The following is a 9544-nucleotide window of genomic DNA, read 5'->3' on the forward strand; positions in this document are numbered from 1 at the left end:
TGGGCCGCGACCCGCGCCGCCTCCTCGGCCGCCTTGCGCGCGGCCGCCGCCTTCTCCGCCGGTGTCGTCATCGCCGATCCTCCGTCTGTTCTGCCAACTTACCGCCAACACTGACATTCGCCTCGAACAAGCTCAGATACTGCGAAGACAGTATCGCCAACGACTTTCTTTCGGATATTCACCACTGATCAGCAATCTTGTCGCGACCCTCTGCCGGCCGCCGATTCGCCCGAAATACAGCCAGGCCGGGGCCGCGCCGCGCTGTCCCGGCGCTAGTGTTGCCCAGGTGTCCGACAAACTTGTGGTGTGGATGGATTGCGAGATGACCGGCCTGCGGCTGGACAGTGACAAGCTGATCGAGGTGGCCGCCCTGGTCACCGACAGCGAACTCAATGTCCTGGGTGAGGGCGTGGACATCGTCATCCACGCCGACGACGCGGCACTGGCCGCGATGCCCCCGGTCGTCCAGGAGATGCACGCGCGTTCCGGGCTGACCGAGGAGGTACGCCATTCCACGGTCACCCTGGCCGAGGCCGAACAGCAGATCCTGGACTACGTCAAGGAGTTCGCGCCCACCCCCGGCACGGTCCCGCTGGCGGGCAACTCCATCGCCACCGACCGCGGCTTCCTCGCCCGCGACATGCCCGCCCTGGACGCGCACCTGCACTACCGCATGATCGATGTCAGCTCGATCAAGGAACTCTGCCGCCGCTGGTACCCGCGCATCTACTACGGCCAGCCGGAGAAGGGCCTGTCCCACCGCGCCCTGGCCGACATCCGGGAATCCATCCGCGAACTCGAGTACTACCGACGCACCGCCTTCGTCGCCGCACCCGGCCCCTCCAGCGCGGAAATCGCCACGATCGCCGCGCAACTCGGAACCCCGGGTAAAAACCCAGCGTAAGGCACCGATTAGGTCCCGCACGCGGGTACGCGTTAGTATCTACCGCGCCGGTTGTTACCGGCATGGTGGCTGTAGTTCAGCTGGTAGAGCACCAGGTTGTGATCCTGGGTGTCGCGGGTTCGAGTCCCGTCAGCCACCCTGAAAGGCCCAGGCCGAGAACATGAGTTCCGGCCTGGGCCTTATTCGTTTCGGCGAAGTCCGAACCCCGGCCGTCGCGATCAGGCCGGAACCTGGCCTCTTCTGGCGATACCACGTTGCTCATTGTCGATACCAGCGGGGACATCTCTAGCATCCGACATAGCGAGACGACTGTACTGAATTACCGGACCGCCGCCCGAGGCCGACGTCGGCGCAGGTCACCGCCGGGGTAGCGATCGCCAGCCCGAAGCAATAACAGAAAGTGAGTAACACCACGCGAGCGCCTTCGCCGCCGATCCCTTCACCGCGCTCCACAAGTTGCGGACACAGGCACCCGTCTCCTGGTCCACCGCACACGGCGGCTTCTGGGTGGTGACCGGGCACGAGCCCGCCCTCGACGGCCTGGCGAGCTACCAGAGCTTCACCTCCACCACCGGCCCGTCGATCCCGGCGGACCGTTCGGCACCCGCCACATCCCGGAACCCGCCGGAGCACGGGCTGTACCGGGTTCGGTCGATGACACCTACCGGCATGCTCACATGGCTCGCCGACGGCCGCTTCCCTGCGAAGGCAGGGCGAGGCGGCGCGGGCCCGCCGACGCCCGCATCCCACGCCGGGCACCGCGGTGGGGGCCCGAAGTGACCGCCCTCGACGGCGGCACGGCGCTGGTCACCGGGGCCGCGCACGGGATCGGCCGGGCACTGGTGCTCGAGTTGGCCCGGGCCGGGTACGCCGTTGTGACCGTGGACGTCAACGGCGAGGCCGCCGAGCAGGTCGCCGGAGAGGCCAGGGACCTCGGCGCGAAGGCCCTCCCTGTCCGCTGCGCCACCGCGGTGTCCACCAATATCCAAAGGTCCGGGGAGGTACGTCCGCAGCACCTCGGCGAGGACTCCGGCCGCCCCGCCGACGCACCCAGCACGTCCTACGCCATCGCCGCTGCCCTCGATCCCGCCGACGTGGCCCGGATGGCGCTCGACGGCGTTCGCGAGGACCGCGCGTGGGTCTTCACCGACCCAGCCACGCGCGAGTTGCTGGAGAAGCGGCACCACGAGCTGATCGAGGCGTTCGGTACGTGAGCCGTCGCGCGTTACAGGGACCAATTATGTCGTAATCACGATAAGAAACATGGGAGTGCAACACCGCGACCATTACCGAGGGCATGAGTACCGAGCTGCATGAGGTCGACTCCGGAGCGGTCGGCGCGCGGTTCCGGAACCGCGCACCGCACCCTAGTCGTTCTCGGCAGCATCACAACGATTAGGCTTTGCGGACATATCCGGCCGCACTTGTCGAGGTGATAATTGTGATTGGCGCGAACTCCCCGCTCGGCGAGTCGGCGCGGGCAGGCAGGCCGATCGGGGTCGGCATCATCGGCCTCGGGGCCGAGGGCAGTTGGGCGGGCCGCGCCCATGTCCCCGCCCTCCGTGCGGTGCCCGGGTTCGAGCTGCGGGCGCTGTCGGCCAGTTCGGCCGAGTCCGCTGCCCGGTCCGGCGAGGTGCACGGTGTATCCCGAACGTTCGGCAGTGCCGCGGAGCTCGCCCGATGCGACGAGGTCGATCTCGTGGTGGTCGCGGTGAAGGTCCCGCACCACCGCGAGCTGGTCACCGCCGCGGTCGAGGCGGGCAAGGCAGTGTTGTGCGAGTGGACATTGGGTAACGGGGCGGCCGAGTCCGCGGAGCTCGAGGCGATGGCCCGCGCCGCCGCGGTGCCGAACGCGATCGGGCTGCAGGCGCGATCCTCACCGGTCGTCGCGCACGTCCGCAGGCTCGTCGCGGACGGGTACGTCGGCGAGGTGCTGTCCACGACGGTCGTCGGTACCGGCTCCTCCTGGGGCGCTGAGACGGACCCGCGCAACAGCTACAACCTCGACGAGGCCAACGGCGTCACGGTTCTGACGATCCCGTTCGCGCACACGCTCGACGGCGTCGCGTACGTATTGGGAGAGCCCGAGTACCTGAGGATCGAGCAGGCGCGTCGGCGCCGTACCGCACTGGACACGGTGTCCGGGAAGACCGTGCCGTTCGACTCGGCGGACCAGGTCGTTGCCTCGGTCCGGTTCCCGGGCGGCGTCGTCGGAAGCATGCATTACCGCGGCGGAACGACCCGCGGTGAAGGATTGCACTGGGAGATCAACGGGACCGAGGGCGATCTGGTCGTCACCGCTCCCAGCGGACATATGCAACTCGCGCCGCTCCGGCTGTTCGGCGGGCGTGGCACACAGCGGGTCCTCGCTCCGCTGGACACCCCGCCGGACCTGTTGCGCGTACCGGGAATTGATCGCGTCGAGCAGTCCCCCGCCTACGCCGTCGCCCACGCATACCAACGCATGCTCGACGACCTGCGCACCGGCAGTGATACCGTCCCCGACTTCGCGCATGCCACCCATCGGCACCAGGGCTTAGAGGCGGCGCTCGGCTGAAGCGGGCGGGGGGCTCGCTCTGATCCGGCCTACTCGAAGCGGGCCGGGCGGACGGTCAGATGCACCACACCACACTGCCGAGTGGGAAGCACAGGTGAACCGATCCACCAGCGACCGGCGTAGCCGCAGCGGCCGACGTATGTGCCGGTACCGAAGCCGACTCGGCCAAGGCCGCGGGAGTTGCCAACAGCGTCAGCGGTACCCCGAGGACGGTCGCGGCGATGATCTTTTTCATTTTCGTCGACATCTTTCCTCCTTCGATCAATTCCGATTCGTCTCGACGACCGCTACCCTGACAGGCGGAGCAGGCGTCGAGCTCCGAATCGGAAACCCGCATACCCGCAACGTCTGCTGTGAACGCGCAACGTCGAAGGCGTGCCACTATCGCCGCTACTGAACGGTCGACACCGACACTCCTTTTCCTAGTCCGACCCCGCCCAGCAGAGCTAGAGGATTAAGTCATCCAGATACATCCCACCATTTCCGATTGTTTCATCCGGAATTACCACACCGCGTTTGTCGGCTGCCGCGCCCGAATCGAGCGGGCTGCCACCGAGGGCGATACGCGCGATGACGCGGCTCGTCGGCGCATCGAACCGGTAGCGGCCGTGCCGGTCCCGATGTACGTGGCTTTCTGGATCTATGACTGCGCAAGCTCCGACCGGCACGCTGGACTGTGATCGTCCCGCCGGCCACGAGCTCGGACATATTGCTCACCTTCGCGAAGCCGTATTACGATGCGGGAACTAACGCGCATTTCACCGAACCGCTTTCGCATACCGGTGCGTTGTTATTCTCGCTGGGCACGCTCACTACCGCGGGTACCCGCACGATCGCTCCGATCAGCGACGCCCCGAGAATCCTCGTCTGTATTCAGAATAGAGCTCGACCAGTTGTTTTTCGGAGTGGCCGCGATGATCACGCCGTCCCGTTTCACCGGCGTCATTTCATGACGGCGAGGTTGTGCCAGAAGTTTTTCAGGCTGTCGGTGCCGCCGAACAGCGTGGTGAAGTTGGTGGAGTCGACGAGCACGATGTCACCGGCGCGCATGCCCTCGGGCGGCATCCAGATCAGGGCGTTGAATTCGGTGTTGCCCTCGGCGGTGAAGGGGTGCGGCCGGGTCAGGTCGACGGGTTGACGGCCGAGTACCCGCAGGGAGCCGTTCTCGGGCGCGGTGAGTTGATAGTGCGGCAGGTGGGGATGGAAGTTGAACGTGGTGACATTGTCCAGCAAACGGCGCTCGTCGAGGTCGGGGAAGCTGGTCAGGGGGGCGATCCGGGTCGTGTCGCCGACGACGGCGGGCCGCAGCCCCCAGATGTTGTGGACGGGCACGTCCAGGGCGGTCATCAACGAGCGCGTGTAGCGGCCGAAACGCTGCTGGCGCGGGACCAGCGGATCGCCGTGATGACGGAATTCGGTCTGCCGTTGGATGTAGTCGTCGGTGAACCCGACGTCGTGGTGCGGCGCGAGCAGCAGGCAGGTGCCTTCGCGTTGTAGCCAATTCCGGATGGCGTCGCTTTCCTCGGGCCCGGCCTGCTGGTCCGAGAGCAGGTGGTCGAGCCCGAATACCATCAGGGTGTCGGTGTCGGCGAGAATCCGCTCGTCGATCGGCAGCCGGTAACCGGCCTGGTCGACGCGCTGGAACACCGCGACACGATGACCGGTCGTCTCACCCGCGAGGTGCTGGAACGCCAGCGTCGAGCGGTGGAACAGCTCCAGCGTGCCGGCGATGCCTTGCAGGAAGGTTGCCGGAGTGTATTCGGGCGTCTCGTAGGCAGGCCATGCGGCGAGGCGGACCTCGGTGATGGTGGAGAACCGGTTGTAGATTTCGGCGGGATCGCGTTGCGCTTCCCACGGGTAGCTCCACGCCCAGTAGATGCTGATCCGCCGTCGGCCGTCCTGCGGACGGGGGATGTGGTCCTGGTTGTAGGTGCGTGCCGAGGATGGCGTACTCATTTGTGTCCGACCGCCTTTCACGCATCGACTGTGGCCAGGTAGTGCAACGCCCTGATACCTGGTAGGAAGAAATAGGCCCCGCCCTCGAGGGTGGTGAAGGCAGGCAGGCCCCTGTGCACGGTACGGATCGGTCGTGCGGGGACGGTGAAGTCCAGGGTGCCGTCCTGGCTGCCGCAGATGGGGTCGTGTTCGTTGCCGAGTTCGTGGAAGGTCTTGTCGTTGATCCAGACGTTCTGGGCGAACTCGAATTGCCGAATCAGGCTGGCGCAGATGATGAACGCGGCGATGCCGCGATCGACGCCGTCCTCGGCCGCGTCCTCCGGCAGCGCGGGCCCGTAGGTGGCGCCGCGGCGAATCATCCTGCGCCGGTTCATGTTCACCGCCGTGTCGCGGGGGTTGAGACGTCGCGCGTGGGCGCCCAGCGGCACCGCATAACCGTGCGGATCCATCCGCGCGTAATCGAAGTCGTTGTTGCGCAGCGGATCAGCGCCCAGTTGCGGGTCGTCGCGATCGGGGCTCAGCACCAGCGGCGCACCGCTGCGCCAGCGGCCCATCAGCTTCGCCGCGAGCAGTTCCTGCCCCTCGGCACTGTGCGCGTGCTCGCGCAGGAAGTCGCGGAACGCGCCCACGTGCTCGCGCAGCCGCCGATAGGCCATGTAACTGCCGTTGCGGGACAACACCTCCGGCTGCGGCAACCCGCGCGGCGGTCCTTCCTCGTCGGGATAGCCGAGAATGAACTCACCGGGCTTCAGCGGGGCTCCCGAGCCCGGCGTGGGGTCTTCACCGGATCCCTCGATGACCGGCTGGGAAAGCCGATCGCGAAATCCGAAGTGGTCGTGGGCGTGGTCGAACGGCGGCGTGGCATTCAGATCCAGGTACGACAGCACGCGAACACCCGGGCATCGGGCGACGTGCTGCCGGTGCGCTTCGGTGGCGCGCCGGTGTTCGGCGTCGGTGCGCGCGAACAGGATCGCGATGGCGTGCAGGTCGTCGCCGGCCAGACCGCCGATCCAGTTGTCGGGGTGAGCGAGCCCGGTATCGCCCAGGATGTCGGCGCGGGCGGCCATGCCTTCACGGAATTCGTCGGGGAAGCTGTCGAGCGCGGACCGGGGCACGCCGAGCGCGCGCAGGCCGTGCCAGGTGAACGCCACCGTGATCCAACGCCGCGAACCGTCCATCGTGGCGCGCACATCCGCGGCCGACTGGACCCGGTCCAGCAGCCCGGTCAACCAGGCCCGGCCGCCGCCAGGGTCGTCGAAGGACAGGAATTCGTAGCGGCCGGTCATCGCAGGGGTGCGGGTCAGCAGGATGTGCTGAATGTCGTCGAGCTCCAGGACGGCCGTGGGGCTCATTGCATTTGGTCGAGCATGTCGGAGAACGCCGCTTTCAGCCGCAGCGCCTTCTTGATCTCGTCGGCGGTGACATAGGGGTACTCGCCGTATTCGAGAAAGCTCGGGAACTGGTGCGCGCGAACGAATTCGACGAACGAATCGGGATTCTCCCGCCAATCCTCCGGGAAGCCTTCGAGATTGGTGAAGACGGTGGTTATCCCGGTCTGGCTGAACAACATCACGGCGTCTTCGGTGTATTTGTCGAAATCGGTGTCGAATATCCCTTGGTACTGGAAATGCAGACCCGATCCGACGTCGAAGAGCACCCACCGCAGATAATGCAACCGCAGCGGGGCCAGTACGTCGGGGCTAGCCGCTATCGCCTCTTCGATCTGCTTGCCGTACGCCCGAATTGCTTCTTCCCGACCGGGTTTCACTTTCGCGATGATGGAGAACCCGTAACACGCCGGTGTTCTCGGATAAATCGGACCGTACCGGCCCCGCTGCAACTCGAAGTAGCCCTCCTTCGGAATGGCTACCGCCGCGGGTCTGCTCCAACCGGATTCAGGATCGGACATGTCGACACCCACCTCAGCCAGGGAAGTAAGCCGGACGTCTCCAATCGTATGCTTCGGCGAGTCGGCTGACCACCGGAAAATGGATTCGACAGGATGCCATCATGCCGACTTCGCCGCACGATACCGAGGGTGCACCGCCACCGCGTCAGTTGTCGACACCGCGCGCGGCCGCCCTGGCCGGAGTGGTCTTCGCGGTCCTGTTCTCGACCACCCTGATCCTGGTCCGGATCAGAATGCCCGGACGCGGCGCGGATGCCACTCGCTGGCTGCAAAGTCAGCACGGCACCATCACGACGGCTGCGGTGCTGATGCCCTTCGCGGGCATCAGCTTCCTCTGGTTCATCGGCGTCGTGCGCGACGGCTTCGGGCACTACGAAGACCGGTTCTTCTCCTCGATATTCCTCGGCAGCGGACTGTTGTTCCTGGCCATGATGTTCGTCGCCACCGTCGCGGCCGCCGCCCTGATCTCGAGTCACGGCGCCGCCGCCGACCCGGCGGCCCACGCCCAGGTCGTCGAGTTCGGCAGGATGTTCGTGATTTCGGCGACCCAGACCTATGCGCTGCGCATGGCCGCAGTGTTCATGATCTCGCTGGGAACGATCTGGTGGCGAACCGGACTGATGCCGCGCTGGTCGGTCGCCCTCACCTACCTGCTGGCCCTGGCCCTGCTCATCGCTGGCGATACGACCAAATGGGCGACGCTGGCGTTCCCCGCCTGGGTGCTCGCCGTCAGCACCATCATTCTGATCCGATCCGTCCGGGATCCACGCGGCACAGGTTCCGCGACGTCGTGACGGGGCGGAACTTCTGTTCGAGAGAGTCACGGTTCACCGGCGGCAGGGTTCACCACCAGCCGTGAAACGGGCAAACTCGGTGTCCCCGAGACGATCCCGGTGCCGACGCGAGCAGATGCGATACTTGGCCGGTCGGCCCCCGATCGGTAGATTTGGCGGTCTGTGCCCGGGGCGGAGCGTGCCACCGTCCGACACCACGAGATTCCGGGAAGCCTATGCCACAGTCCAGCGAAGTCGACCTGCCCACCTGGATCTCCGATGCGGAGTTCGGCGAACGCTTCGTTGCGCACGCGGTGACTCCCGCGCGCATCGAAGCGGCCGTCTCCAGCGTGGCCGGGCGGATCGAGATGGGGCCGTTCGCCGTGGGGCCCGGCAAGCTCGCACGCGTGCGGGTGCAGGGCGATATCGGTGAGCCGACCATCTCGCGGGCCGGGTCGGCGGTCGTCTTCGCGGTGCGCATCCCGGTGCGGTTGGAGCTGACGATCACGCTGGGCGGGCGGGAACTGCGGCTGGAGGCGGCGGTCGAGATCGACCTGACCCTGCACGCGCGCACCGCCGATCCGCTGCTGGTGGTCATCGATATCCCGCCGGTGACCAAGCGAGACGTCAGCCCGCCGGTCATCCGCGCCGAGGCCGTCGACGCCGAGGCGCGGGTGCTCCTGGAACCGACGGCGAAAATGGTCCGCAAGGAGGTCGCCGACCGGCTCAATGTCATGCTCTCCGAGCCGCAGGCCCGGCGGGCCCGGGTGTTCGACATCGAGGCGATCTCGGCGGGCGAGACCGCCGGACAACGGGATCCGGCGAACTACGACTGGATCGAATACGCGGAATTCGGCCGCCGCTTCCTGCCGCGCATCGTGACGCCCGCGCAGGTGCGCGCGGTGGCCGAGAGCCTGTCGGGGCGGGTGATCGATGTGGAACCCGTGCGCATCGGACCGCGCGACGCGGCCGAGGTCACCGCGCGGGGCGTTATCCGGATGCCCCGGGTGACCGAGCGAACCGGCGAGGATGCGGTCGCCTTCGACATGGTCGTACCCGTCACGCTGGATGTCGTCGTGGATGTGCGCAAGGCCGATCACTATCACGCCGAGGTCGAGATTCCGCTGATCCTGATGACGCGCACGGCCGCTCCGCTGCTCATCGTGATCGACGTGGAGCAGCCGCAGGCCGCGCAGATCGAGGTCCGGTTGCAAGCCGATGGATTGCGGGCGCGCACGCTCGGCGTACTCGGCAATATGCGTCGCCGGATCGCCGCGCAGGTGTCGGCGGCGGTGAGCCGGCACCTGGCCGATCCCACGCTCCGCACCGTGGACGTCGCGACCCGGCTCGACACGACGCGTATTCACGCGGGGGACGAGCCGGGCGGTTCCACCAAGGTTTCGCGGGTCGGCTAGCCCGGATTCACCTCGCCCGACAAGTCCTCC

10 protein-coding genes and 1 tRNA gene are annotated in these 9544 nt (G+C 66.8%); 7 read left to right on the forward strand and 4 right to left on the reverse strand.

The genetic code is table 11. From position 1 onward, the window contains the following. Positions 1–286: 286 nt before the first annotated feature. From orn to NM2_RS29745, 5 genes are all read left to right on the forward strand, one after another. Positions 287–904 (forward strand): oligoribonuclease, encoded by a 618-nt coding sequence (gene orn, locus NM2_RS29730; protein WP_067675534.1) that lies wholly within the window; start codon positions 287–289, stop codon positions 902–904. A 65-nt stretch (positions 905–969) separates the two neighbouring features. Further along, positions 970–1042: transfer RNA gene (locus NM2_RS29735), tRNA-His, on the forward strand. A gap of 318 nt (positions 1043–1360) precedes the next feature. Continuing rightward, positions 1361–1684 (forward strand): hypothetical protein, encoded by a 324-nt coding sequence (locus NM2_RS50345; protein WP_169816254.1) that lies wholly within the window; start codon positions 1361–1363, stop codon positions 1682–1684. Continuing rightward, positions 1681–2118 carry an SDR family NAD(P)-dependent oxidoreductase gene (locus NM2_RS29740; protein WP_067675536.1) on the forward strand — a complete coding sequence of 146 codons (438 nt, stop codon included), beginning with the start codon at positions 1681–1683 and terminating at the stop codon, positions 2116–2118. The genes NM2_RS50345 and NM2_RS29740 overlap by 4 nt, the downstream gene beginning before the upstream one ends. A gap of 227 nt (positions 2119–2345) precedes the next feature. Continuing rightward, the gene (locus NM2_RS29745) at positions 2346–3461 is read left to right on the forward strand and encodes a Gfo/Idh/MocA family protein (protein WP_157121390.1); all 1116 of its coding nucleotides are present in this window, start codon (positions 2346–2348) and stop codon (positions 3459–3461) included. Between the two features lie 55 nt (positions 3462–3516). Here the strand turns inward: NM2_RS29745 and NM2_RS29750 are convergent, their stop codons facing one another. From NM2_RS29750 to NM2_RS29765, 4 genes are all read right to left on the reverse strand, one after another. After that, positions 3517–3708 (reverse strand): hypothetical protein, encoded by a 192-nt coding sequence (locus tag NM2_RS29750; protein WP_157121391.1) that lies wholly within the window; start codon positions 3706–3708, stop codon positions 3517–3519. Between the two features lie 695 nt (positions 3709–4403). Further along, positions 4404–5417: a hypothetical protein gene (locus tag NM2_RS29755; RefSeq protein ID WP_067675541.1), complete on the reverse strand. Its 1014-nt coding sequence runs from the start codon at positions 5415–5417 to the stop codon at positions 4404–4406. Between the two features lie 17 nt (positions 5418–5434). Beyond that, positions 5435–6769, reverse strand: coding sequence for a Dyp-type peroxidase (locus NM2_RS29760; protein WP_067675544.1), 1335 nt, complete (start codon positions 6767–6769; stop codon positions 5435–5437). Next, positions 6766–7326, reverse strand: coding sequence for a hypothetical protein (locus tag NM2_RS29765; RefSeq protein WP_067675634.1), 561 nt, complete (start codon positions 7324–7326; stop codon positions 6766–6768). The genes NM2_RS29760 and NM2_RS29765 overlap by 4 nt, the downstream gene beginning before the upstream one ends. 101 nt (positions 7327–7427) lie before the next feature. Between NM2_RS29765 and NM2_RS29770 the strand changes: the two genes are divergently transcribed. Together NM2_RS29770 and NM2_RS29775 are read left to right on the forward strand one after the other, a co-directional pair. Next, positions 7428–8120 (forward strand): hypothetical protein, encoded by a 693-nt coding sequence (locus NM2_RS29770; protein WP_084531686.1) that lies wholly within the window; start codon positions 7428–7430, stop codon positions 8118–8120. A 215-nt stretch (positions 8121–8335) separates the two neighbouring features. Then, on the forward strand, positions 8336–9514 hold the full coding sequence (locus tag NM2_RS29775; protein ID WP_067675547.1) for a hypothetical protein: 1179 nt from the start codon (positions 8336–8338) through the stop codon (positions 9512–9514). Positions 9515–9544: the final 30 nt, after the last annotated feature.

The organism is Nocardia miyunensis NBRC 108239, assembly GCF_001613065.1.
In the GTDB taxonomy this organism is placed as follows: domain Bacteria; phylum Actinomycetota; class Actinomycetes; order Mycobacteriales; family Mycobacteriaceae; genus Nocardia; species Nocardia miyunensis.